Annotated in this window: 22 protein-coding genes; 14 read left to right on the top strand and 8 right to left on the bottom strand. The window is 64.6% G+C overall.

Translation table 11 applies throughout. The annotated features are described in order from the left end of the window. The first annotated feature begins 142 nt into the window (after positions 1-142). From FRC98_RS18185 to FRC98_RS18145, 9 genes are all read left to right on the top strand, one after another. Entirely contained in the window at positions 143-814 is a 672-nt protein-coding gene (locus FRC98_RS18185) for a hypothetical protein (protein ID WP_146982850.1), read from the top strand. A 214-nt stretch (positions 815-1028) separates the two neighbouring features. Next, the gene (locus tag FRC98_RS18180; RefSeq protein WP_146982849.1) at positions 1029-3146 is read left to right on the top strand and encodes a hypothetical protein; all 2118 of its coding nucleotides are present in this window, start codon (positions 1029-1031) and stop codon (positions 3144-3146) included. 54 nt (positions 3147-3200) lie between these two features. Then, positions 3201-4055: a leucine-rich repeat domain-containing protein gene (locus FRC98_RS18175; protein WP_146982848.1), complete on the top strand. Its 855-nt coding sequence runs from the start codon at positions 3201-3203 to the stop codon at positions 4053-4055. 99 nt (positions 4056-4154) lie between these two features. After that, positions 4155-4592, top strand: a complete 438-nt coding sequence (locus FRC98_RS18170) for a flagellar biosynthetic protein FliO (protein WP_146982847.1) — start codon at positions 4155-4157, stop codon at positions 4590-4592. Positions 4593-4708: 116 nt separating this feature from the next. Continuing rightward, positions 4709-5467 carry a type III secretion system export apparatus subunit SctR gene (gene sctR, locus FRC98_RS18165; protein ID WP_146982846.1) on the top strand — a complete coding sequence of 253 codons (759 nt, stop codon included), beginning with the start codon at positions 4709-4711 and terminating at the stop codon, positions 5465-5467. Positions 5468-5492: 25 nt separating this feature from the next. Further along, a complete protein-coding gene (gene fliQ, locus FRC98_RS18160; protein WP_146972982.1) occupies positions 5493-5756 on the top strand; it encodes a flagellar biosynthesis protein FliQ in 264 nt (87 codons plus the stop codon). 24 nt (positions 5757-5780) lie between these two features. Beyond that, entirely contained in the window at positions 5781-6632 is an 852-nt protein-coding gene (locus FRC98_RS18155) for a flagellar biosynthetic protein FliR (RefSeq protein ID WP_146982845.1), read from the top strand. Beyond that, on the top strand, positions 6629-7699 hold the full coding sequence (locus tag FRC98_RS18150) for an EscU/YscU/HrcU family type III secretion system export apparatus switch protein (protein WP_146982844.1): 1071 nt from the start codon (positions 6629-6631) through the stop codon (positions 7697-7699). Before FRC98_RS18155 ends, FRC98_RS18150 begins: the two co-directional genes overlap by 4 nt. After that, positions 7696-8100, top strand: coding sequence for a tetratricopeptide repeat protein (locus FRC98_RS18145; RefSeq protein WP_146982843.1), 405 nt, complete (start codon positions 7696-7698; stop codon positions 8098-8100). The genes FRC98_RS18150 and FRC98_RS18145 overlap by 4 nt, the downstream gene beginning before the upstream one ends. A gap of 13 nt (positions 8101-8113) precedes the next feature. Here FRC98_RS18145 and FRC98_RS18140 read toward each other — a convergent pair whose 3' ends face one another. The 7 genes from FRC98_RS18140 to ygfZ form a co-directional block, all read right to left on the bottom strand. Further along, on the bottom strand, positions 8114-8485 hold the full coding sequence (locus tag FRC98_RS18140; RefSeq protein ID WP_146982842.1) for a response regulator: 372 nt from the start codon (positions 8483-8485) through the stop codon (positions 8114-8116). 29 nt (positions 8486-8514) lie between these two features. Then, entirely contained in the window at positions 8515-10149 is a 1635-nt protein-coding gene (locus tag FRC98_RS18135; RefSeq protein WP_230467762.1) for a response regulator, read from the bottom strand. A 252-nt stretch (positions 10150-10401) separates the two neighbouring features. After that, entirely contained in the window at positions 10402-10950 is a 549-nt protein-coding gene (gene infC / locus FRC98_RS18130) for a translation initiation factor IF-3 (protein ID WP_283809658.1), read from the bottom strand. Positions 10951-11288: 338 nt separating this feature from the next. After that, positions 11289-13979: an alanine racemase gene (gene alr, locus FRC98_RS18125; protein ID WP_230467760.1), complete on the bottom strand. Its 2691-nt coding sequence runs from the start codon at positions 13977-13979 to the stop codon at positions 11289-11291. Continuing rightward, positions 13976-14821, bottom strand: a complete 846-nt coding sequence (gene thiD, locus FRC98_RS18120; RefSeq protein WP_146982838.1) for a bifunctional hydroxymethylpyrimidine kinase/phosphomethylpyrimidine kinase — start codon at positions 14819-14821, stop codon at positions 13976-13978. Before thiD ends, alr begins: the two co-directional genes overlap by 4 nt. A 1-nt stretch (position 14822) precedes the next feature. Continuing rightward, on the bottom strand, positions 14823-15626 hold the full coding sequence (uppS, locus tag FRC98_RS18115; RefSeq protein ID WP_146982837.1) for an undecaprenyl pyrophosphate synthase: 804 nt from the start codon (positions 15624-15626) through the stop codon (positions 14823-14825). Positions 15627-15724: 98 nt separating this feature from the next. Then, positions 15725-16834, bottom strand: coding sequence for a CAF17-like 4Fe-4S cluster assembly/insertion protein YgfZ (gene ygfZ / locus FRC98_RS18110; RefSeq protein WP_230467759.1), 1110 nt, complete (start codon positions 16832-16834; stop codon positions 15725-15727). 322 nt (positions 16835-17156) lie between these two features. On the opposite strand from ygfZ, the gene FRC98_RS18105 reads away from it, so the two are divergent. The 5 genes from FRC98_RS18105 (at position 17157) to FRC98_RS18085 (ending at position 21382) form a co-directional block, all read left to right on the top strand. Next, positions 17157-18182: an ArsA family ATPase gene (locus FRC98_RS18105; protein ID WP_230467758.1), complete on the top strand. Its 1026-nt coding sequence runs from the start codon at positions 17157-17159 to the stop codon at positions 18180-18182. 53 nt (positions 18183-18235) lie between these two features. Then, a complete protein-coding gene (locus FRC98_RS18100) occupies positions 18236-19432 on the top strand; it encodes an ArsA family ATPase (RefSeq protein ID WP_146982834.1) in 1197 nt (398 codons plus the stop codon). Between the two features lie 141 nt (positions 19433-19573). After that, positions 19574-20542, top strand: a complete 969-nt coding sequence (locus FRC98_RS18095) for a hypothetical protein (protein WP_146982833.1) — start codon at positions 19574-19576, stop codon at positions 20540-20542. Between the two features lie 188 nt (positions 20543-20730). Beyond that, on the top strand, positions 20731-21024 hold the full coding sequence (locus FRC98_RS18090) for a DUF2795 domain-containing protein (protein ID WP_146982832.1): 294 nt from the start codon (positions 20731-20733) through the stop codon (positions 21022-21024). Positions 21025-21085: 61 nt separating this feature from the next. Further along, positions 21086-21382 (top strand): DUF2795 domain-containing protein, encoded by a 297-nt coding sequence (locus FRC98_RS18085; RefSeq protein ID WP_230467757.1) that lies wholly within the window; start codon positions 21086-21088, stop codon positions 21380-21382. A gap of 517 nt (positions 21383-21899) precedes the next feature. On the opposite strand, the gene hutH is transcribed toward FRC98_RS18085, so the two are convergent. Next, positions 21900-23462: a histidine ammonia-lyase gene (gene hutH, locus FRC98_RS18080; protein WP_146982883.1), complete on the bottom strand. Its 1563-nt coding sequence runs from the start codon at positions 23460-23462 to the stop codon at positions 21900-21902. Between the last annotated feature and the right edge of the window lie 14 nt (positions 23463-23476).

Raw genomic sequence — 23476 nt, 5'->3', positions numbered from 1 at the left:
CCACGCGCCAATCTGACCACGCATTGCCCGGCGTCCACATCACCACTCACCAACCCCTCAACACCCCCCTTCCCACTGGCACACCCACCCAACTTTCGGTACACCCACCCCCGACACAGACCTCAAACCCCCGGAGTGCACGATGAGTGAAGGACTGGATCAAGAAACCCTGGAAGGCCGCCTCAAGGCCATGCTCGACACCCTCGACGAGAGCGACCTGCGCTACCAGGCCCTCAAGGGCTCGGTGGAGTTTCGCTCCGCCTGGGTCGACCTGGCCGAATACCTGAGCGAAGTCGTCGACAATGACGCGTTCAAAGAGTGGGGCTACCGCACCGTCTTCGCCTACTGCGCCACCGAGCTCGACATCAGCCGCGCCACCGCCCGAAAACTTCTCGAAGGCTACAGCTGGCTGGCGGAAGAAGCCCCCGAATACCTGCCCAAAAACCGCCCCGCCGACGCCCCCGCCCGCGTGATGCCCGACATGGACACCGTCTCGGTCATGGCCAAAGGTTATGCCGACTACACCGACGAGCGCGTCCCCCAGGAAACCTACCTGGAGCTTAAAGACGCCGCCCTGCGCGGCGAACGCAACGCCCGCGAGCTGCGCAAAGAGTTCAAAGAGGCCGTGCCCGAGCACCTGCGCGAGACCCCCGCACCCAACCCCCTCAAACACCTCAAACGCGCCCTCAACGAGGTCGAAAAAGCCCTCGACCAGATGGAGCCCGAAGAACAGGCCGAGCTTCTTGAACAGGCCGGCGAGCTGCGGGATGCGATCTTTGCGCTGGTATCGAGCCAGGAGATCGCCGGGGAGTGATCGTTACTTTTATTTACATCTAAATGCTCGCCCCGGGGCCCTCACTCCTTAGGATGAATGGACATCCTTTCAGGTTGGCCCCGGGGGCTCTACGCATGTTCTTCCGCGCACCGAGGCCATCATAACGACGTCTCTGGCGTGTGGTGTGATGATGCGTGTTTTGTTCAGGGCAAGTTTCGGCCTTGTTGGCCTTCTCATAACCTCGGTGCTCGCAATGGCCTGCGACGACCCCGCTGAGGGGTCGCGCGGGAACGCAGCGCGGGCGCTGGTGCCTTACGAGCGGCCGGCCGCCGGGGTCTCGCCAGGCGGCACGCTGAGCGGCGAGTCGGCGCCAGGCAGCGAGCTCTGCCTGGCAAATTTTGACTATCAGTCCAATGGCTGGTGGCGGGGAGATTTTCAGGTAGCCGGCTTCAGCAGTGGCCCTGACCAGACCTTCCGCGACGCAAAACGCGTGCTTGCCAGCGCTTTTGACGAGCCGGAAATCGTCGTCAATTTAGAGCCCATCGCCACCCTCCTCGAAGATCGCCACGCCCAGCTTGCGCAGGATGGCGAGCGCGACATCGTCTGGATGGTTCAGGCGATTCCCCATCTCCACCGCTCCACACACCCTTATGGTCCAACACGAGATGGCGACACGTTGACCTACGCCCCCGAGAGTATCTGCGGCTTACCCGTGGAGCAGCGCCCGGCGAGCGCAGGCGAATTTGCGCAGCGCTGCGGGAGCGCCCGTGTAAAACTCGAGGTCCTGGGCCACGTCTACGTCTTCATCGCCGACATCACAGACCTCAACGGCGATGAACGCGCGGAACTCCGAAATGTACTTCCCTTTAACGTGCTCACCGGACCGGGTGACGAACCTGCACTCAACTGGATCAACTCTCTGACTGAGAGCACCTACGCGCAGCTCGGCTGGCAGCTCTACCCCCTGGGCGTCGAGAGCTTTGAGGAGTTCTTCACGCCCCTGGCCTGGCAATCCTTTGACTGGAGCACATTTCGCGAGCGCAGCAACACCATCCATGAAAGACTCTTCGAACACCGCGCTGATAACGAGTACGAACATCCCGCCTTTGGCATCCCATACGCCTTCACGACCGAACCCTACAACTCGGTCGAGCTCACCTACTGCCACGCCGACGCCTTTGAGGATGAGCTGGAGTGCCTCCATGAGTTCGAAACGCGTCGTGCCTCCTTTATTTCTCCGAGCAGTGATCTGAAGATCTGGCACGATCACCTGCGCTGGGTTCTCGCAAATCCGGCGCGCGTGATCTGGCAAAGCAACACGAGCGACCGTCAGGCTCCTCTTCAAAGCTGGGTCGACGAGGTGCAGCTCTGCATCGACACCCTGCATCAAAACGCCGCCAGCTGCGCTACCGCCGTCGACGCCCAGGCCCGGGGCGACGATACCGCACCCCTGCTCTGCGACGCCTGCACTCTCCCTGCTGACTGCGACCCCGAAGCCCTGCTGGCCGAGCTCGACGACTTACGCCTTCCTTATAATGACGACTCTCAGGAGATGTTTTTGCATCCCCGCCGCTTCGAGCCCCTCTTTCACGATGCTGAACAAAACAAGAGCGGCGGGGTGCGCGGCGCCGAAGACTGGCTCTGCACGCTCAACTCCATCAGCGGCTACTTCGCCGGCGGCGCCGAATCCGTCATGCTCTCCCGAGAGGTCGACACAACTGTTGGTCGCTCGTACTGGCACCTCGACTTCGACTCCGGGCGCGCGCACGCCGCCACCGGCGAACGCCTGCGCGCCGGCGTCAGCTGCATCCCCCGCGCCCTCTTCGGCGACGCCTCCTTCGAGTTGGAAAACGACGCCTTCACCGACCTGAGCACCTCCGCCCGCACCACCACCGAGGTGGTTGGCACGCGCCGGCAGCTCCACGCGCTGGCAGGTATCGGCGGCCGCCTCGGCGGCCTGCAGACCTTCGCCCAGACCGCCCTGGAACCCTCCTCCGACGACGCGCTCGCCACGATCGCCAGCACCGACGAGCTGCGCGCCCGTGTGCTGAGTTTTGGCAGCGTTGAGGATGGCGCCGAAGATGGCGGGGCCCTGCGTCTCATCAGCCCCGCGAGCGAATTTACCCTTCAGAACCCGCCGGCCGAACCCGGCGAAGCCAGCACCGAAACGACTCGCATCCTCGCGCGCCTCGATGAAGCCTACTGCTATCTCACTGAAATATCAGGTCAATTCGACGGTCGCACCGAGCTCGTCGACCTCAACGCCACCTACGACCACTGGCAGCTCCGGGTGCGCGCCGCCGCAGGAAAACAGGTGCGCGCCAGCGCCCGCTGCGTCACCTACGACCCGTCCGCAGTCCGCGATCCCTGATCAACTGCGACGCGCTCTTAACTCTCCGATGCCCCTTTTCGCTGCGAGCCCATCATGACCTTTTTGAAGATCAACACGTTTTGCCCGATCCTCCTGCTCCTCCTCGGCACAGCCGCCCTCGGCTGCTCCGATCCGGCGGCCTCCCGCACGCCTCAGAGCTGCCTTGAGGCCACCGCGGAACCAGGCTGCGTGCTGGCCGATGGCGAACGCGTCACCCTGCGTACTGCAGACGATCTCAATGAGACCTGCCAGGCGCTCTGCCCCCGCGCTTACTCCCTGACCTTCAGCCTCGACACCACCGAGCAGCTCCAGGGTTTTGCCGACCTCACCCACATCGACGCCTCCCTGCGCTTCTCGGGTAACCCGGAACTCCAGCGCGTCGAAGCCCTGGCCGGCGTACAAGAAGTCGGAAGCATCGAGGTGCTCAACAACCCCAACCTCACCAACCTCCCATCCTTCGCCAACCTCACGCGCCTCGACGGACTGCGCATTGAGCGCACCCCCAACCTTGAGACCTTACGCGCCTTCGCGAACCTCCGAGAAGTCGGCTTCCCCGACGATCCCCGCGCCGCCGAGCGTGGCGTCTTCCTGCGCGACCTCCAACGCCTCAGCGATCTCGAAGGCCTCAACGCCCTTGAGCGCGCCGGCACCCTGCACCTGACCCACAACCCCAACCTCACCTCTCTCGATGGCCTCAACAACCTCCAGGCCCTGGGCGGCCTGCACCTCCACGCCAACCCCTCGCTCACCACGCTGAGCGGCCTGGACGCGCTGCAACGCCTCGATCGCCTCGCCATCTCCGGCTCGCCAGAGCTGCGCCGCTGCGAGGTCGACGCCCTGCTCGCCAGCCTCGAAACCCCACCCCGGACCATTGAGCTCAACGATCTCAGCGACGCCCCCTGCACCTGAACTCCCCACCCCGAATTCGACCTCTGGCGCTCCGACCGCCCCTTATGCCATCCTCTCCCCTCCACATCACAGAAGTTGACCCTTCAGGGAGAGGTCCCCATGGCGTATGGATGGTTGATCCTTCGCACGCTTATCGTGCTCGCTGCCGTGCTCGCGCTGGCCTACGCCGCGCTGCGCCTGCTCGCAAGACACCTGGGCCGCCGCCAACCCACCGAGCCCGGCCGCATCGAGGTCCTGGAGCGCCAGCTCATCGAGCCTCGCCGCTCCCTGCTCGTCGTGCGCACCGCCGATGAGTACTGGCTGCTGGCCAGCACCGAGCAGGGCCTCAACCCGGTCGGAAAACTCGACCCCGCTCCCTGGCGCGCCGCCGCGACCTCATCTCCCGAGGTGGAGATCCCGGCCGACGCCCACCTCGCGCCCGACGCGATCGCCGCCGACACCAGCCTCAATAGCTTTGATGCCGAGGCCCTGATCCCCGCACCACAGGCTGAGATCAACCCGATCGAGTCCCCGAGCAACGCCCTCCCCGGGCGCTGACCCGATCAAAAAATTTTGAAAAAAACGCCTCCCCACGCAAAACCTCCGCGCGCCCCACGACAATAAGAGACACAGGCCTGACTGACCTCAGACGACCCGAGCCCGCGGAGCTCCTCGTGTCTCTTCGTTTCATCGCCCCTTTCATCGCTGCGCTCTCCCTTCTGGCGCCCACCCTGGCCAGCGCCGAGCCCCTGGCCCAACCTCTGGCGCCCGGTGGCGGCAGCCCCCTTGCGCTCACGGCGCTCCTGGCAGGCATGGCGCTCTTGCCCTTTGCGCTCATCCTGGTCACGAGCTTTGTGAAGGTCGCCGTGGTGCTCTCGATCCTGCGCACCGCCATCGGCGCCCAGCAGGTCCCGCCCAACACGGTCATCACCGGCCTGGCGATCCTTCTGAGCATCTACATCATGGCGCCGGTCGGCCACGACATCTTCACCGAGCTCCGCCCCCACATCGACGCCTATGAGGCTGGCGAGCTGCAGGTGAATTTTAGCAGCATCGAGGAGGCGTCGCAGGCAGGCGCCGCCCCGCTACGTGCCTTCTTGATGCGCCACGCCGACCCCGAAGATCGCCTCCTGCTGCACGAGCTCGCCATCGAGCTTCGCCCCCCCGAGCAGCACAAAAACGTCGCCGCCGAAGATCTGCTGGTGGTCGTGCCCGCCTTTGTCATCACCGAGCTCAAAGAGGCCTTCACCATCGGCTTCATCCTCTTTGTGCCCTTCATCATCGTCGACCTCGTGGTGGCCAACATCCTGCTCAGCTTAGGCATGCACATGCTCAGCCCCACCACGGTGAGCCTGCCCTTTAAGCTCTTGCTCTTCGTGCTCGTCGACGGCTGGTACCTGGTCGTTAAGGGCCTGATCCTCGGCTACGTCTGACGCCCCCTCACCCCCGGAGTTTCGCGTGGAAGATTACATCCTCCAGGTGGCCCGCGAGGGCCTGTGGCTTGTGCTCTTAACCTCCGCCCCACCGCTTATCGCCAGCATGGGCGTGGGTCTGGCGGTGAGCGTGGTCCAGGCCACCACCCAGATCCAGGAGCAAACCCTGACCTTTGTGCCCAAGCTCGTCGCCGTCTTCGCAAGCCTGGCCATCGCCGGCCCCTGGATCGGAAGTCAGCTCGTGCGCTTTACCCACGCGCTCTTCGAGGGTTTTCCCAACTACTTCTAACCGGCCCTCAGCCCAAGACGCGCCATGAGCGAGCTCTCCGGCTTTTTACAAAACACCGCCCTGCAGACGATGGCCTTTGAGGCCGTGGCCCTGGCCGCGCTCATCGCCGCGCGCCTGATCCCCATCGTACAGATGGTGCCCTACTTCGGCGGCAAGGCCACCCCGCAGACGGTCAAGCTCGCGCTGACCATCACGCTGGGCGCGCTCATCTTCCCCACCGTCTGGATGCAGGGTGCCGGCGCCGAGCTTCCCGAGAGCAGCGCGCTGCTCACCGTGCTGCTGCTCAAAGAAGTGCTCGTGGGCTTCACCCTGGCCTTCGTCGCCTCATTGAGCTTTGAGGCCATCAAAGTTGCCGGCCAGCTCATCGACAACAACGCCGGGCTCACCCAGGCCACAAGCCTCGTCCCCCAGCTCCCCGAGCGCGTCTCCCCCAGCACGAACTTCTTGCTGCAGCTGAGCATCGTCACCTTCTTCACCCTGGGCGGCCACCGCGTCTTTTTATGGGGCCTGGCCAAAAGTTTTGAGCGCCTCCCCCCGCAGGCCCTGCTCCCGGCACCGGTGGGCGAAGGCGCTGCGATGTTTGCCGAGACCGCCGACCTCATCCTGCGCCTGAGCGTAGAGGCCATCGCGCTCGGCGTGCTCATGGCCTTCCCGGTCATCGCTGCGATCTTGCTCGTTAACGTCTTTTTGGCGCTGGTCAACAAGTCCGCTCCCCAGATCAACGTCTTCTTCCTGGGCATGCCCCTGAAAGCCGCCATCGCCGTAGCCGTCATGCTGCTCGGCCTCGACGTGCTCCTCGATCTCTTTATGGATCGCGCCCTCGACGACATCGCGCTCCTTCACGCCCTCCCCACCATGATGGGAGGCGACCCGTGAGCGAAAAAACCGAAGAACCCACACCCAAAAAACTTCGCGACGCCCGAAAAGACGGAAAAGTCGCCAAATCTCAGGAGTTTACGGGCGTCGCCGTGATGCTCATCGCCCTGGCCACCCTCACCCTCACCCTGCCGCTCATCGCCCTGGAGTTGGCCGGCTTAAGCGCCCGCGCCATCGAGCTGGCCACTCGCCACGACCTCGACGTCACGCATATCGGCCCCCTGCTTTGGGAGGCTCTGCAGAGCATGGCCCGCGCGCTGGCCCCCGTACTCGGCGCGGCCTTTGTCGCCGCCGCACTCGCCACCTACCTGCAAGTTGGCGCGATGCTCGTCATCAAGCCCCTGATCCCCGATCCGCAGCGCCTCGACCCCATCCAGGGCGCCAAAAAACTCGTCTCCAAAGATCGCGTCGTCGAGCTGATCAAAAACCTCCTCAAACTCAGTCTGATGGGCTTTGTGGGCTACGGCATCCTGGGCGACTGGTTGCCACCGGTCTCCCGCGCCCCGGGCGGATCGCTGCTCGGCGCGCTGAGCGCCCTCTCAAAAGCCACCTTCGAGCTCACCACCCACCTGGTCGCCGGCCTGGTCGTCTTTGGCATCTGCGATCTTCTCCTGCAGCGCTACAACTTCACCAAAGGACTGCGCATGGCCAAACACGAGATCAAACGCGAGCACAAAGAGAGCGAAGGCGACGGCCAGCTCAAGGGCAAACGCAAACAACTTCACCGCGAGCTCACCGCCGGCAACGGCCTGGCGCGCGTGCGCGACGCCGACGCCGTCGTCGTCAACCCCACCCACGTCGCCGTGGCCATCAGCTACGACCAGAACGCGATGCGCGCGCCCACCATCGTCGCCTGCGGCCGCGGCGTGACCGCCCAGGTCATCAAACGCGCGGCCTACCGCCACAACATCCCCGTAGTCCAGAACGTCTCGCTGGCTCGCGCGCTGGTCGAGCTCGGCGAAGACACCGAGATCCCCGAAGCCTTCTTTGAGCCGGTGGCCGAGATTTTGCGCCACGTCTACAGCCTGCGCGACGCCGAGTCGCATTCACACCCGGGACACCCATGAACCCCGCACCCACCCTCGATCACACCGCGCGCCGCGCCATCCTGCAGCTCGCCTACTGGCATCTGGAGCGCGGCCACCTCCACAAAAGCGAAGCCCTCACCCGCGGGCTGCTCAGCCTCGACGCCACCGATGGTCCGGCCTGGTACTACCTGGGCGAATCATTGCGTCGACGAGGGCGCTTAAGCGACGCAGTCCAGGCGCTGACCCAGGCCACTCGCCATGGCGACCGCCGTCCTCAGACCTGGCTCGCGCTGGCCGAAGTTCAGGTCCTCTGCGCCGAGCCGGACGCCGCGCGCCACGCCATCACCGAGCTCTGCCGGCTCGTGCCACGCGACGATCCGCGCGCGAAGCGCGCGCGCGCTCTGCTGCGATGCTGCCCCGCCCCTTTTGTCGCGTCCTGACCTTCGGTCGGCCTCAGCCGATCAGGCTGGCGATCATCGGCGGAAGCTCCGCCGCGATCACCGGCATGCCGTCATCTTTGGACAACGCCCCCTGCGCCCCGCGCTCCGCGGCGATCTGCTCAAGCTCGGCGCGCGGACGCCCCGACACAATGATCACCGGCAAGCTCGCAAGCCCCCCGATCTCCCGCAACGCGCGCACGGTGTCATCCCCCGGAACTTCCGGCAGGTTCAGGTCCGTGATCACCACATCAAAGCCCTGCCCGGCGACCTCACCGACCTCCCCAAAACGCTCACACGCCACCACATCATGGCCCGCCCCCTGGCACACCATCGTGAGCATCTGCACGATCAACGGACTGTCTTCAACGATCAATACCCGCGCCATGAATCCCTTTCCTCTGGCCTCACCGCCGCTTAAACGTCGAGCGCTTCGCGATCGGCGGCCAGCAGCTCTTCCACCAGGTTGAGTAACTTCCCGCCGGCGATCTCGCCCTTAATCAAGTAGCGATTCACCCCGGCTGAGACCGCCTGCGCGATCTCCTCTTCTTCTTGAACACTTGTGAGCATCACGATCGGCAGGTCATCAAAGGTGCCCAGCCCGCGCACCGCGCGCACAAGCTCCGTGCCGCTCATATAGGGCATCTGCATGTCGGTGATCAACAGGTCGTACTCGGCCTGTTTGATCCTCGAGAGCGCATCTTTACCGTCGGTCGCCAGCACAATGTCGTAAGGCCCCTCCGAGAGCACAAACGCGATCGAGGCCGCCACCGTCTCGGTATCTTCCGCCACCAGAATGCGCTGCTTACGCACCGTCTCCTGACGCTCCACATAAGGCGCGACCGTCAGGATCTCCTGCACGCGGTTGACCAGCTCTCCGCCACCAATGGAGCCCTTGATCAGATAATCGATCGCCCCGGCCTTCAGTCCCGCCTCGCGCTGCTCGGGGTGGTCCAGGCTCGTGAGCAAAATCACCGGGATGTGGTCGAGCCCCGGCGTCGAGCGCACCATCCGTGTGAGCGCCACACCGTCCATCCGCGGCATATCCACATCCGAGATCACCAGCGAGTAGGCCTGCTCCTGCAACATCTGCAGCGCCTCTTCACCGTTCTCGGCGATGTCGATGGGCACCTCCAGATCGGAGAGCAAGAAGCCCACGCTCGCTGCAATCGTGGGGATATCGTCGACCACCAGGATGCGTTGCTCCAACACCTCCGGTGCAGGCCCATCTTCCACATCGGTGACTTCGGCCACGCCTTCGATCTCGGCCGGAATCTCCGGGGCCGCGTCCTCTTCGGTGCTTTTCGCCTGCTCCGGCGCTTTTTCAGCTGCGTTCGGTCCGGTGCTCGCCTGCTTCGCGGGCATCAGCACCGCCGCGCCGCTCTTCGACTCCCCGGCCTGCCGGGTCTGCCCGAGCTCACCGAGGGTTTTGCGAAGCTCCTGCACGATCTCGTCGGCCTGCACCTCATCGATGCGCGCGCCCTTCTCGCGGGCGGCGTCTTCGATCAGCGCATAGCCGCGCAGCAGGGTCTTGGTGGGCCAGGCGCGTTTGCCCGGCTCAACCTTGCGCATCGCCACGAGCACCTGCTCCATCGTCCCGGTCACTTCGGCCACGGGCTTTAAGCCCAGCATCGCCGCGCCACCGCGGATCGCGTGCAGGTGTGAGGTCGACTGCTGCAGCGCTTCTTCGGAGCCATGCTCGCTGAAGATCCCCATCATCGCGATCGACAACCCGGTGAGCCTGCGGCTGGCCTCCTGCTGGAAGGCCTCCACAAACTGCTCCAGCCCGGCGGCTGCGCCGCCTGAAGCCTTCGCCTTGGTCGGCGCCTTCACACTCGCCGCCTGGCGGGCGCTCAAGAAGTCGGCCAGCCCCGAGAGGCCGCGCACGATCACGTCAACGCGCGTGGCGTCGGTGCCGTCCTCGTCGAGCTCTCCGATGATTTCGGAAAGGCCCTGCGCGATCTTCGCGCTGCCCTCGCTGTGGGCGCTTTCGGGCTCGGAGAGCGCCTCAAAACGCTCCCTTAGTCTGTCGATTGCTGCTCGTTGATCCATCACGTTTATCAACGCCTGTGGGTTGCCTGATCGTCGTCCGCGCGGCACTTGCGCGCGCATCATACGTCGGCCTTCGATCTGGGGCAACGCCGTCAGGGCGCCAATCGGGGCCAAAAAAAAGATCCGGCGATCGTCTCGCGATCGCCGGATCTCCTATCGTGCCGCGTCGGGTACATCGCACCCAACGCGCTCTACACCTGACCCGGAGCCGGCCTCATCGGGCTCACGCAACATCGGGTCGGTGCCTGACCCTTATGAGGTCGAAGCAGGCTCGACGATCGCATGGATCCTCCAGCCTTCTCCGCGGGGAGACGACACCACGTTGATGGGCGTCTCGTAGTTCTCGGAAAAATCAGCCAACAGCTCGCCAAGATGCTCCACCCAACGCTGGGTGTAGGCGCGCTCGCGGCCTCGCATTCGCATGACAAATCGCACCTGGTTGCCGCCCTCCAAGAACTTCTTGGCGCGGCGCAACTTCACGTCCATATCGTGATCATCGGTGTTCGGACGCAGCTGCACGGTCTTGAGCTGCACGCGCGTCGAGCGCGATGCGGCCGCCTTCTTGGACTGGTCGTACTGGTACTTACCAAAGTCCATGATGCGGCAGACCGGCGGGCGCGAATTGGGCGCAACCTCCACCAGATCCAGGCCAAATTCCTTGGCCTTATCGCGAGCCTCATTGGGATGCATGATCCCCAGCTGCTCGCCATCCGGCGAGATCACCCGAACCTCGGATGCACGAATGGAGTGGTTGACGCGTTGTCCCGCGTTATTGCGATCGTTGTGATTGCTCCGGCGAATAATGACCTCCTCAAGGGTTGGTTGTTTTTTACGCTCTGAGCTCGCGTTGATGCCACATCTGCTGCGTTCAGCAGCCTCAACCTCTGCGCAGTGCGTAGTACGGGCCTACCGTACGAAGTTAACATAAGCCCTGTTACGCAACAAGCAAGCCGGCGGCACTCTTCCAGCGGAAGTCGGCTCTGAGCCCCAGAACTCGGACGCTGACACCGACACGACGTCCCCCGACTTTTTTCAGACCTTCCTTAAAGCTGCGCACCCTCACCGGACGCGGCGAGCCCGGCTGGCGTGTTTTTTTAGCCCTGAGGTTCAAAAAGAGGGTGCGGTGGGTTGGCCCGCGATCATTCCGTCAGAAAGATGCGTCGCACCCGCGGTGAGATGCGGCAGAGCAGCTCGTACGAGATCGTGTGACCGCGCTCGGCCCACTCCTCCACCGCGATCGAGGGGCCGCCGGGCGTCGCCTCGCCAAAGAGCAGCACCTCATCGCCCACCCGCACCTGCCCGGCATCGGTGACGTCGATCATCGCCACATCCATACACACGTTGCCCACCACCGGGCAGCGTCTTCCCCCCACCATCACCTCGCCACCATTCGACAAAAAGCGCGGGAAGCCGTCGTTGTAACCCACCGCGATCGTCGCGAGCCGGCGAGCCTGCCCTTCGCAGCGCCAGGTGCGCCCGTAGCCCACCGTGTCGCCGGGCTCCACCTGCTGCAGATGCAATATCCGCGTGGTAAAGCGCAGCGCCGGGCGCACTCCGCGGGCCTCATCGCCCACCGCCTCCGAGGGGTGAAGCCCGTAAAGTCCAAGCCCCACGCGCACCATCGAGTAGCGCGCGCGCCAGTGTCGCCAGGCCGCCGCCGTGTTCGCCGCGTGCACAACGCCTGTGGGCACTCCCGCGGCGCGCAAACCCTCGAGCACCCCGTCAAACGCGTCGAGCTGCCGGTGGGTGAAGGCGTCTTCGTCGGGATCGTCGGCTGCGGCCAGATGCGTCATCACCCCGCCGATGCGCAGCCCGCTCATCCCGGCGACCTTTTTGCCAAACGCCACCGCATCCTCCGGGCGAAGCCCCACCCGGCGCATGCCGCTGTCGATCTCCAGGTGCACATCGACCTCCCTGCCAGCCCGGCGCGCCTGCATTTGCAGCGCGCGAGCCACGGGCAGCGCATAAATCAGCGCTGTGAGGTCGTATTTGACGATCTTATCGGCCTCCGCCGCCTGCACATTGGTCACGAGAATCGGCAGGCGAATCCCGCGCCGCCTCAGCGGAATTGCCTCATCCGGATACGCCACCGCCAGCGCCCGCACCCCCTGGCGCGCCAAAAGCTGCGAGACCCGGGTGGCATCATTGCCGTAGCCAAAACTCTTGACCACAGCCATCACCCCCACCTCATCGCCCAGATGACGGCTGAGCGCGTGGTAATTGTCGCGGATCGTCCCCAGATCGATCGACAGCCGCGTAGGCGCCACACTCTCCAGAAGATGGCGCGCGGCGCGGTCGAGCCCGATGGTGCGGCTGGCCTTAAAGAGCACCACATCACCCGCCACAAGACGCTCTTCCAGCACGCGGTTGAGCGCCTCCAGCCCTCCCGCCTGGTGAATGCGCGCCGGGTCCATGCCCGCCTCCACCGCCCCCTCGCCAATGTATTTTGCGAGCTCCCCGAGCAGGTAGAGCGCGTCGATTTTATGGCGCGCCACCGTCCTCCCCAGCTCCCGATGTGCCTCCTCGGCGCGGGCGCCCAGATCGAGCATATCCCCTAAGATCGCTACGCTGCGCTGCCCCGCCGAGAAGTTCCGCAGCACCTCCAGGGCCGCCCGCGCGCTGGCCGGGTCGGCGTTGTAGGCGTCGTTGATCAGCGTCACGCCCCCGCTCGTCGTATGCATCTGCAGGCGCATCTCGCTGAGTTCAAAACGCTCCAGCCCGCCCACCACCTCGTTCATCGAGGCACCCAGGATCCCGGCCATCGCCGCGGCCACCGAGGCGTTTTGTACATTATGCGCTCCGGGCACCCGCAGGCGTACCTCCCGGCTGCCCCTCCCCGCCAACGCCAGCTCAAAACGCCAGCCCGAAGCCAGGGCCTGCACCTGGCGAGCAACGCTTAACCCATCCTCGCCATCGCCAGTGAATGCGCGCCCCTCAGCCTCCTCCGGAGTCTCACTGACCTCGCCATCGCCGGGCTCCGAGAGCCCCTCTTCCCCCGCGTTATCTCTTGCTTCAAACGCACCTCCAAACGCCTGATCGACCGCGATCTCCCCCTCGATCGCCGCGTCCACAAGGTGCGGTTTCACGTGAAACAGGTCCGAAAATTCCTCGAAAACCTCACGTAAAACGACCAGTCGGCCGGGCTCCAACCCCTCAAAAAGACGCATCTTTTCTTCGGCGATCCCCCGCGCATCCCCCAGACCCGCGGCGTGCGCCGATCCGATATTCGTCAAAATCCCGTGGGTCGGCCGCACCATCGCCACCTGCCGGGCCATCTCTCCGCGCTGGCTGATGCCCACCTCCACCAGCGCCACATCATGCACCGGCCGAATGCCCAACAAGGTCAGCGGCACCCCCACCTGGGAGTTGTAGCTCCCCGGGCTCGCATGCACCGTATGGCCCCGCGCCAGCATACTCGCCAGCATATCTTTGACAATCGTCTTGCCGTTGGAGCCGGTGATAGCCACCACCGGAATGTCGAACTTTGCCCGCCAGGCCGCCGCGATCGCCTGCAACGCCGCCCGCGTGTCCGCCACCCGAATCAGCGAGCCCTCGCCGAACTCCTCCCGACGCCCGTGATGCACAAGCGCCGCGCCCGCCCCCGACTCCAGGGCCTGTCGCACATACGCATGCCCGTCAAAACGCGGACCCTCCAGCGCCACAAAGAGCGCGCCGGCGGCCAGAAGCCGCCGCGAATCCACCACAACTTCGCTGATCTCGGTGTCCGGATCCCCCCCGTCGAGCTTCCCGTTGGCCCAGCGCGCCACCTCCCCCAGTGTCAGCCGCGCGGCCGACTCGCCACTCGCAACCGACCTCTTTTTGCTGCTCACCGCCACACCCCGTGCATCGGATTCACCGGCGAGATTCCCTCACCGACCTTCGGTGCCTTCTCGATCGCCTCGCTGATGAACTCGCGGGCAAAGGCCACCGCATCCACCAGCGCATCGCCCTTGGCGAGCCGCGCGCAGATCGCCGCCGAAAACGTGCAGCCCGAGCCGTGCACCCTTTTGGAGTCCACCCGATCCGCCCCGAACTCCACAAAGCCCGAGCCATCGTAAAACACATCGCGCACGATGCGCTCAAAATGCCCGCCCTTGATCACCACGTTCTTCGCGCCGGCGCCGTGCAGGCGTTTGGCGGCTTCTTTCATATCCTGCACGCTCTCCACCTCGCTCATGCCCGTGAGATGCCCGGCCTCAAAACGGTTGGGCGTCACGATCAGCGCATGGCGCAATAACTTCTCGCGCAGCGCCTTAAAGGCTGAGGGCGGCATCAGCGGCTCCCCGTGCTTGGAGATCATCACCGGATCGACCACCAGGCGCTCCATCGGATGATCTTCCAGATACTCGACCACACACCCGATCATCGCCTCCGAGCCCAGCGCCCCGGTCTTGGCCGCGGTGGGCTTGAGGTCGCCCAGCACCGCGTCGAGCTGCGCGCGCACCATCGTCTCCGAGACCATCTCCACCGCCGTCACGCCCACGGTGTTCTGCGCGGTGAGCAGCGTGAGCACGCTCGTGCCAAAGACCCCGCAGGCCGCAAAGGTCTTTAAGTCAGCCTGGATACCCGCGCCGCCCCCGCTGTCGCTGCCGGCAATCGTCAACGCCACCGCCGGCGCTACGCCTGCCCCCGGGCCTTCAGGCTTTTCGAAAAGATCAAAAAACGCGCTCATCTCAACCCTCGCTCACGCTGGTGTCGGGGCCGCCCTGCCCCTCCTCATCTTCGATCTGCTCGCCAGTCTGCCCGTAGCGCCGCTGGCGTCGGCTGTAATCCTCAAACGCTTCGATCAGCTTCGCCTCATCAAAATCCGGCCAGAGCGTCTCGGTGATAAAGAGCTCGCTGTAGGCGATCTGCCACAACAAAAAGTTCGAGACGCGGCACTCCCCGCTGGTCCGAATCACAAGGTCCGGATCGAGGCGCCCGCGGGTGTAGAGGTAGTCGCTGATCGTATCTTCATCGATGGCGTCGACGTCCAGCCTTCCGGCGACCGCATCACGCGCGATGTTGCGCGCCGCCTGGGTGATCTCTTCGCGACCGCCGTAGCTTACGGCCACCTGCAAAATCATCCCGGTGTTCTCGGCGCTGCGCGCCTCCAGCTCCCCGATGGCTTTTTGCAACTTCGGAGAGAGGCGCTCGCGGTCGCCGATCACCTGCATGCGAATGCCGTTCTGCAGAAGGCGTTTGCGCTCTTTCTTGATGTAGAGATCAAAGAGCGTCATCAACCCGCTGACCTCATCGCGAGGCCGCCCCCAGTTCTGGGAGCTGAACGCATAAAGCGTCAAAATCTCCACCCCCAGGTAACGGCAGCTCTCCACCACGCGGCGCACCGCGTTGGCCCCCTCGTGGTGGCCGCGAATGCGCGCCATCCCCCGCTGCACCGCCCAGCGCCCGTTGCCGTCCATGATCACGGCCACATGCCGCGGGACGCTTCCCTCAAACCGCTTGAGCGTGGCCTCATCGACCGTCAGTTTTGCCATCGCGTCTGCACTCGCAAAAGGTTCGAACTTGTTCAGAAAATTCAGCGCTCGCCAGGGCCCCTCAACATATCAACGCACGCGGGAGCCGGCGCACGCTACTACGCGCCGGGCAGCGATTGAAGGGCCTCAAGCTCGCCACTTACCTCACCGACGCGGATTGTCTGCCCCACCTCATACGCCCCACGTTTCATAAAGACCAGCCCCCGGTACAACGCCCCACCCACGTCGCGGGCCACGCTGACAAGCTCCCCCTTCTTGACCCACTCCCCATCAATGAGCGCCTCCACATCCGCCCCCACCTCCGGCGCCTCCCCCGCCTCCAAACTCACCCGCCGCAGCATCTTCGCCGGCGTGCCGCGGGTATCGAGCCGCGCGATGATCTCCTGGCCCAGATAACATCCCTTATCGTAGGCAATCGCGTCTTCAAAACCGGCCTCCAGGGGAATCACCTTCTCGTGCAGCTCCACCCCGAAGCGCGGCACCCCGGCGGCCAGGCGCAGCCTTTCAAAACCGGCCTCCCCGCACATCGAAAGCGGCCGACCCACGGCCTCTTCCACCGCCTTCATCACCTCGAGCACATCACCCGCATCCAGGCGCAGCTCGAAGGCTTCTTCAGGCGACCAGGGCACCCGCTGCACCACCACGCCACGTCCCGCGAGCTGACCCCAGGTGCCCGAAAACATATTTAAACTTCCCGGCGCCATCCGATGCGCCCACGACCCGCATTGCGCCAGCACCCGGGCTGCCCCCCGGCCGTAAAGCCCCAGCACAAAGGTCTCCGCGCTGCGATCGTTGAGCGTGACCTTTTCCAGAATAATATGGCGGCGCAGGTGACTCATCAGCCCCCCGGCCAGCGTGCCGGGCTCCATATCCACCAGAAGCATCTCGGGAAAATGCAAGAGGCGCGCCTCACCAACAAAGCGTCCGGTGTGGCTGACCCAGGCGGTGCGCTGGCCGCGGCCCTCCTCGGCCAGGCCCATCAGATCGCTCGTCACCAGGCCCTGAAGCCAGGGAATGGCGTCATCGCCGGCGATCGTCAGCGTCTCGCGCGGGCTTCGAGCCACCCAGCCCAGCCCCTCTTCGAGCACCGCGTCGACGCCGGCCTGATCCTCGTCGCCCTCCTGACCCACATAGCGAACCCGACCTTCGTCGCCAAAAACCGCGCCGCGCGCCTCAAAGTTCGCCCGAATCTGTTGCGATATCGCCATCACCTGCCTCACGCTCATCGTTGCATCGTTTAAAGTCGGCGGCCCGCAGGGATATCCTGGATATACTGCATATCCTGCCTCATCCTTCACCGGGGCGCCCACGGCGTTATAAGTCGGGTGCGGAACAAGCTCCAGCGCCGCTTCGTTCCACCGGCATCAAGCATGGGCACTTCGCCCACCCTTCCCGACCCGCAGGGCCTTGCGGTTGCGGTCGTTCCTGATTAGATTCCGCCTGCCTCACGGGCCTCATCGCCGGCCGCGCATCGCGCGCCGCTTCGGCCGGGCCCCTCCCAGCAGCTCCCCCCTCCTCGGTGAGCCCGACGTGTCCTCCCCAGACCTCTACAACCGGCGATTTTTCCTCTTCAGCGGCAAAGGCGGCGTGGGCAAAACCACCCTCTCGGCGGCCTTCGCCCTCAGCTGCGCTCGCCGCGGCGAACGCACGCTGCTGATGGAGCTCAACGTTAAGGGCAAGATCAGCACCCTCTTTGGCGCCGGTGAAGTCGACCACGAGATCCGCGAGGTCGACGACAACCTCTATGCCGTCAACGTCACCCCGGCCGCCGCGATGCGCGAATACGCGCTTATGATCCTCAAGATCAAACTCGTCTACCGCGCCGTCTTCGAGAACCGCATCGTCAGCTCCTTTCTCAAAGTGATCCCCGGCCTCAACGAGCTGGTGATGCTGGGCAAGGCCTACTACCACGTCAACGAGACCGACGAGTCCGGCCGCCCGAAATGGGACAAGATCATCGTGGACGCCCCGGCCACCGGCCACGGTATTTTCTTCCTGAAGATTCCCTCGGTGATCACCAGCCTTGTGAAGTCCGGCCTGATGTTTGAGGAAGCCCAGCGCATCCTCGATCTTCTGCAAGACCCGGAGCGCACGGCCATCAACCTGGTGACCCTGGCCGAAGACATGCCCGTCAACGAGACCCTGGAGCTGGCCCGGGTGGTGCGCGAAGAGATGGGGGTTCCGATCGGCGTGGTGCTCGCCAATGCCGTCTACCGCCCGCTCTTTGACGACGCCCAGGTCGCGCATCTCAACGAGGCCCACGCCGCCCTGCAGGCCGCCGCCGACGCCGGCGACGAGCGCGCCCAGACCCACCCGGGCGCGGGCTTTGTCGAAGCCGCCCGTTTCCGCAACGCGCGGGTCGCCATGCAGCAAGAATACCTCGATCTTCTGCGCGAGCAGGCCGACGCCCCCATGGTCGAGGTGCCCTTCTACTTCCACGACCGCATGAGCTTCGCCACGATCGACGAGATCGCCGAGCACCTCTCCCGCGAGCTTCCCGCGCTTGCCAACCCTGCCGAAGATACCGCCGACCGCTCCTCAAGCTCCGCCGGCTGAGTTGCCCGGCGGCGGCTGAGCACGCTCGGCGACCTTTTTGAAGGACTCCCCCCATGGCCCGCACCGACGATGAGGCCCAGGCCTCCCGATACTTTGAGCGCGTGATCTCCGAGCGACAGGTCGTGATCTGCGTGGGCTCCGGCGGCGTGGGCAAGACCACCTCCAGCGCGGTGATTGGCCTCAACGCCGCGCTCAGCGGCCGCCGCGTGCTGGTGATGACCATCGATCCGGCGCGCCGCCTGGCCAACTCACTGGGCATCGAGGCCCTGGGCAGCGAGATGCAGCAGATCCCACTCGAGCGTTTCGAAGAGCTCGGCCTTGAGCCAAAGGGCGAGCTCTGGGCGATGATGCTCGATATGAAGGATTCGTTTGATCGCCTGGTGCAGCGCCACGCCCCCGATCCCAAAACGCGCGACGCCATCCTCGACAACCGCTTTTACCATTATTTCTCCACCAGCCTGGCCGGCACCCAGGAGTACGCCGCCTCGGAGCGTCTTCATGAGCTTGTGCAGTCTGGCGAGTTTGACCTGATCGTGCTCGATACCCCGCCCACCACCCACGCGCTCGACTTTCTCGAAGCCCCCGAGCGCCTGGTCGACGCGGTGAGTTCCCGCGCGCTGCAGTGGCTCTATAAGCCCGGCGTGCTCTCGGGGCGCTCCGGCATGGGAATTGTCTCCCTCGGCACAAATTACGTGATGCGCACGCTGGGCAAGTTCACCGGCGGGGAGCTCTTGAGCGAGCTCGGCGTCTTCTTAAAAACCTTCTCCTCGCTCTTTGAGGGCTTTGAAGAGCGCGCCCGCGGCGTCATCGATCTTTTGAAAAGCTCCCGCACGGGCTTTGTCGTCGTGACCGCTCCCGACAGCCTCACGGTCGAAGAAGCGCTCTACTTTTACGAAAAACTCGACCGCGACGCCCTGCACGTCGACGCCTTCATCGTCAACCGCGTGCACCCCCGCTGGGTCAGCGAAGAGGCCCTGGCGCTGCCGCCCGAGGCCCTGGCCGCCGCGCTCTCCGAGCCGCCGCTCCCGGCCCTCGACCCCGCGCTCAACCCCACCGACCTGGCCGAGCATCTGCTGGAGAACGCCTCCCAGTTCGAGCTCCGCGCCACCCAGGACGCCTCCAGCATCGCGCTGATGGGCGATCGGCTCCCCAAAACGATGCCGATCCTGAAGGTGCCTTATTTTAACCGGGATATTCACTCCCTGGCCGGCCTCAACAAAGCCCGCACCGCCCTTTTCGGTTATTTTTAATCAGGGCCGCTTTATGCATCGCCGGTGAGGCTGACTCCGGAGCATGGTGCTTGATTCGGGGCTCTCTTCTTCGCTACAGCTCGGGGCATTCTCTGGATATGAATTCGGCGCCTTGATGCGCTCCCTGCCCCCGAGCCTGCCATGATCCTCAAAACTCTGCGTCGCCTGAGCGCGGCCCTCCTCTTAAGCCTCACCTTGAGCGCCTGCGGCGATGGGGATGTCGGCCAATGCGAAGCCTATCCCGCCTGCAACGCCGACCAGACCGAAGTCGAAAGCTGCGACGAAGGCGACGAGAGCTGCCACGAAAACACCCTCTGCGGCTCGACCATCTACTGCCAGGACACCCCCACCGATTGCACCGCGGTGCCCCAATGCGAGGTCGGCGACTCCCCTGTCGACAACTGCTCCTCGGTCGACGGCTGCTACTCGGTCACCGAATGCGGCGCGACGATCATCTGTGAGCGTGTCGAGGCCTGCCAGGGCGCACCGGTCTGCAACGACGACGACATCCAGGTCGATGCGTGTCCCGACGACTCCATCTGCTACGACGTCACCGAGTGCGGCACCACCATCATCTGCCAGACCGAGCACGAGACCTGCGACGGGATCCCCGAGTGCGACGAAGGTGACACCCCGGTTGAGACCTGCCCGGCCGACGCCTCCTGCTACGAGCGCGAGGCCTGTGGCGAGTCGATCACCTGCCAGGTCCTCGAGCTCTGCGAGGCCCTTCCCGAATGCGACCCCGGCGACACCCCGATTGACACCTGCCCCGACGATGCCTCCTGCTACGAGCGCGAGGCCTGCGGCACCACGATCACCTGCGAAGAAGCCCCGGGCGGCAGCTGCGCTCAGAGCTTTGAATGCCCCGACACCCACCAGAACACCCCGCCCTGCACCGAATGGGGTGACTGCATGAGCTTTTATGGCTGCGGGGAGTTCCAGCTGCTTTGCAGTGGCGAGCAGCGCACCACCGGGTGCCGCGCCGCCCCGGTCTGCCCCGAGGGTTTTGAGATCACCGAAGAGGCCTGCACCTCGATCGAAGATCCCTGCGTCGAGGTCACCGTCTGCGACACCACCATCACCTGTTCACCGGCGCTGACCGAGGGCTGATTCACGCGCCTGTTCGCCGCACCACATCAGGGCGATGTCCGACCGAGGGTCGGACATCGCCCTTTTTTTATGCGCCTCATCCGCGACCCGGGGTCGGACATCGACATCCCATCCGTTTCGTCTCCGGCCCGGCGTGTTCACGTTTCTGGCATACGCTGACCCTTTTCCACCGCCCCCCGGAGCCCCCCATGCGCTACGCCGACCGCCACCCCACTCGCCTCTCCCCCGACGAGATTGATGCGCTTATCGCCGACGTGACCTTCCCCATCTACACCGAAGATCTTTTAAGCCAGTTCCGCAACGCCGGCGCCTCCGAGCGCACCCTCAAGGCCCTGGGCGACATCCCCGAACACACCTACCAGGACCAGAATGAGCTGAGAAAAGCGCTCCTCGGCTACAAATTCGACCCCGAAAACGAGCCCCATTCCTCCACCTCCATCTTTAAAGGCAGCAGCAGCCTCCCCAACAAGACCGCACACTGATGGAGCGATGCGCACCACATCCCAATCCCCCCTACCCCACACCCCGGGCTGGAGACTGGCCATGAGCCCCACCATCGACCGCGCCACCAACCGCCTCCTCAACGAGGTCACCGAATACATCGCCGACGTCGAATACCCCGCCCACACCGGCGAGCTGCTGGATAAGGCGCGTAAGGCCGGCGCCCCCCACCGCGTGCTCGACACCCTGGGGCTTTTGCCCGAGCGCATTTTTCAAACCTACGACGACCTCGTCGCCCTGGTCGTCGACCCCGACACCGCCCCCGCCCCACCCGACGAAGACCCCCGCCACCACAGCGCCCTCGGCCGCGGCCTCCTCCCCGACGAATTTTTCCAATAATTTCAATCAATTAGATGGGGGGCATGGTGGGGTTTAGCGGGGAGTTCGGGGAGGTGAGGGCCGCCACTCAGGTGACTTAGCGCGGGTTCTGTTCATAACAGAGGGGCTACTCAGGCCCCTTACCTCTCGTTTTACTCAGGTAAATCGGCAACTCAGGCCCCTTACCTCTCGTTTTACTCAGGTAAATCGACGACTCGGACCCCTTACCTCTCGTTTTACTCAGGTAAATCGACAACTCAGGCCCCTTACCTCTCGTTTTACCCAGGTAAATCGGCAACTCAGGCCCCTTACCTCTCGTTTTACTCAGGTAAATCGGCAACTCAGGCCCCTTACCTCTCGTTTTACTCAGGTAAATCGGCGACTCGGACCCCTTACCTCTCGTTTTACTCAGGTAAATCGACAACTCAGGCCCCTTACCTCTCGTTTTACTCAGGTAAATCGGCAACTCAGCAACCGGGCCCCCACAAGGGGGGCCCCTACATCATGCCCCACTCACAGCATCGCTCCCTGATTAAAATCAATCGGAGAGGATGGCGTCGTGATCCGTCTCGTAGTCAGCCAGGCAATCCGCCGGAATACCGCGGCGGATGAGCTCGGTGGCGTGGTTGATGTCGGTGTAGAGCACGCGGTCTTCGCTCAAAAAACTGACCTTATGGCGCAGACTTTCGAGCGCCTTCGCGGTGCGTTTTCCGAGCTGATAGCCCTCGCGCAGGTCCAGCGCCTGGCCGGCGATCAAATACTCAATCGCCAGAATACGCTCCACGTTGGTCATGATGCGGAAGGCGTGCAGGCCGGCGTGCATGCCCATGGAGACGTGGTCTTCCATGTTGGCGCTGGTGGGAATGGAGTCGACGCTGGCCGGGTGGCTCTGGCTCTTGTTCTCCGACACAAGCGCGGCGGCGACGTACTGCGGAATCATCATCCCGGAGTTCAGGCCGGGCTCGTTGACCAGGAAGGCCGGAAGGCCTTCGGAGAAGTATTTGTCGGTGAGTTTGGCGCTGCGTCGCTCCGAGATGGAGCCGATCTCGGCGATGGCGAGCTTGAGGTAATCGAGCGCCATGGCGACGGGCTGGCCGTGGAAGTTGCCGCCGGAGAGGATCGCGCCGTCCTGGAAGGCGTCGGGCACAAAGACCAGCGGGTTGTCGGTGACGGCGTTGGCCTCGGTCATCAGCACGTTGATCACGTGGTGGAGCACGTCGCGGCAGGCGCCGTGCACCTGGGGCATGCAGCGCAGGCAATACGAGTCCTGCACGTACTCGACCTTGCCCTCGACGGTGCCCGGGGAGGAGCCGGCGAGCTCGCTGCCCTCGACCATGTAGCGCACGTGGCCGGCGCTGAGCATCTGACCGGGGCGGCGGCGGATGGCGTGAATGCGCGGATCGAGCGCCTCCATCCGCCCGCCGACGGCCTCCAGGCTCATCGCGCCGATGGCGTCGGCGCAGTCCAGCAGCGGGCGAAGGGAGAGGGCGACGACCACGCCCAGCGCCGTCATGGCCTGGGTGCCGTTGAGGAGCGCAAGGCCCTCTTTGTACGTCAGTCGCACCGGCTCCAGGCCGGCGCGGCTCATGCCTTCTTCGGCGGTGTAGGTCACGCCTTCGACCTGCACCTCACCAAGCCCGATCATGGGCAGGCACATATGCGCCAGGGGGCAGAGGTCGCCGCTGGCGCCCACGCTCCCGAGCTCCGGGACGATGGGGTGCACGCCGCGGTTGAGCATCTCGATGAGCAGGTTGAGCGTGGAGGTGCGGATGCCGGAGTTGCCCTGAGCAAGGGCGTTGATGCGCAGAAGCATCATCGCGCGCACCACGTCCACATCGAGCGCTGGACCCACGCCGCAGGCGTGGCTCATGATCAGGTTTTCCTGCAGGCGCTCGGCGTCCTGGGGGCGAATCACCCGGTCGCGGTTGGCGCCGAAGCCGGTAGTTACCCCGTAGACCGCCTGGCCGCTCTCGGCCATCTGACGCACGTAGGCGGCGGCCTCGTCGATGCGTTTGATGGCATCGGGCGCAAGCTCCACCGGTTTTCGGTGGTATACGACATCTTCGATATCTTCGAGGTTCAGCAGACGCTGACCCAACATCACGGCATCAACCA

This window comes from Lujinxingia vulgaris, from assembly GCF_007997015.1.
In the GTDB taxonomy this organism is placed as follows: domain Bacteria; phylum Myxococcota_A; class Bradymonadia; order Bradymonadales; family Bradymonadaceae; genus Lujinxingia; species Lujinxingia vulgaris.
The sequence above is the reverse complement of the archived record's forward strand: the minus strand, read 5'-3'. Positions and strand labels throughout refer to the sequence as shown.

Excerpts from the sequence above, each read along its gene's own strand:
- FRC98_RS18175 (WP_146982848.1), top strand. The coding sequence starts at position 3,201 with ATGACCTTTTTGAAGATCAACACGTTTTGCCCGATCCTCCTGCTCCTC.
- hutH (WP_146982883.1), bottom strand. The coding sequence starts at position 23,462 with ATGTTGGGTCAGCGTCTGCTGAACCTCGAAGATATCGAAGATGTCGTA.
- FRC98_RS18140 (WP_146982842.1), bottom strand. The coding sequence starts at position 8,485 with ATGGCGCGGGTATTGATCGTTGAAGACAGTCCGTTGATCGTGCAGATG.
- ygfZ (WP_230467759.1), bottom strand. The coding sequence starts at position 16,834 with ATGGCGATATCGCAACAGATTCGGGCGAACTTTGAGGCGCGCGGCGCG.
- FRC98_RS18090 (WP_146982832.1), top strand. The coding sequence starts at position 20,731 with ATGCGCTACGCCGACCGCCACCCCACTCGCCTCTCCCCCGACGAGATT.
- FRC98_RS18100 (WP_146982834.1), top strand. The coding sequence starts at position 18,236 with ATGGCCCGCACCGACGATGAGGCCCAGGCCTCCCGATACTTTGAGCGC.
- FRC98_RS18135 (WP_230467762.1), bottom strand. The coding sequence starts at position 10,149 with ATGGATCAACGAGCAGCAATCGACAGACTAAGGGAGCGTTTTGAGGCG.
- FRC98_RS18185 (WP_146982850.1), top strand. The coding sequence starts at position 143 with ATGAGTGAAGGACTGGATCAAGAAACCCTGGAAGGCCGCCTCAAGGCC.
- FRC98_RS18145 (WP_146982843.1), top strand. The coding sequence starts at position 7,696 with ATGAACCCCGCACCCACCCTCGATCACACCGCGCGCCGCGCCATCCTG.
- FRC98_RS18095 (WP_146982833.1), top strand. The coding sequence starts at position 19,574 with ATGATCCTCAAAACTCTGCGTCGCCTGAGCGCGGCCCTCCTCTTAAGC.
- thiD (WP_146982838.1), bottom strand. The coding sequence starts at position 14,821 with ATGAGCGCGTTTTTTGATCTTTTCGAAAAGCCTGAAGGCCCGGGGGCA.
- FRC98_RS18155 (WP_146982845.1), top strand. The coding sequence starts at position 5,781 with ATGAGCGAGCTCTCCGGCTTTTTACAAAACACCGCCCTGCAGACGATG.
- FRC98_RS18085 (WP_230467757.1), top strand. The coding sequence starts at position 21,086 with ATGAGCCCCACCATCGACCGCGCCACCAACCGCCTCCTCAACGAGGTC.
- FRC98_RS18170 (WP_146982847.1), top strand. The coding sequence starts at position 4,155 with ATGGCGTATGGATGGTTGATCCTTCGCACGCTTATCGTGCTCGCTGCC.
- uppS (WP_146982837.1), bottom strand. The coding sequence starts at position 15,626 with ATGGCAAAACTGACGGTCGATGAGGCCACGCTCAAGCGGTTTGAGGGA.
- FRC98_RS18180 (WP_146982849.1), top strand. The coding sequence starts at position 1,029 with ATGGCCTGCGACGACCCCGCTGAGGGGTCGCGCGGGAACGCAGCGCGG.